The organism is Vibrio sp. T11.5, assembly GCF_027587155.1.
In the GTDB taxonomy this organism is placed as follows: Bacteria; Pseudomonadota; Gammaproteobacteria; order Enterobacterales; family Vibrionaceae; genus Vibrio; species Vibrio neptunius.
This window is the reverse complement of record NZ_JAPPTP010000071.1, coordinates 1-559: the sequence shown is the minus strand read 5'-3', so window position 1 is coordinate 559 and position 559 is coordinate 1. Positions and strand designations below refer to the sequence as shown.

General features: G+C 51.2%; 1 protein-coding gene. It reads left to right on the top strand.

Features of this window, described 5'->3' with window-relative positions:
- Positions 1-559, top strand: a 559-nt coding sequence (locus OH455_RS23225; protein WP_269982942.1) for a thiamine pyrophosphate-dependent enzyme, incomplete at both ends; no start/stop codon positions are given.

The following is a 559-nucleotide window of genomic DNA, read 5'->3' as shown; positions in this document are numbered from 1 at the left end:
TTCTATGCTGATTTACTCTCTGCTTCACCTAGCAGGCTACGAGCTGTCAATCGACGACCTGAAGAACTTCCGTCAACTGCACTCTAAGACTCCAGGTCACCCAGAGTACGGTTACGCACCAGGTATCGAAACGACGACTGGCCCACTAGGTCAAGGGATCACTAACGCGGTAGGTATGGCGCTAGCTGAGAAAACTCTAGCAGCGCAATTCAACAAAGAAGGCCACGACATCGTTGACCACTTCACTTATGCATTCATGGGTGACGGCTGTCTGATGGAAGGTATCTCTCATGAAGCCTGTTCTCTGGCTGGTACGCTAGGTCTGGGCAAACTGATCGCATTCTGGGATGACAACGGCATCTCTATCGACGGTCATGTTGAAGGCTGGTTCTCTGACGATACACCTAAGCGTTTTGAAGCGTACGGCTGGCATGTCATTCCTGCAGTAGACGGTCACGATCCTGAAGCGATCAATGCAGCGATTGAGGCAGCGAAAGCGGACCCACGCCCTACGCTAATCTGTACTAAGACCATCATCGGTTTTGGTTCTCCAAACAAG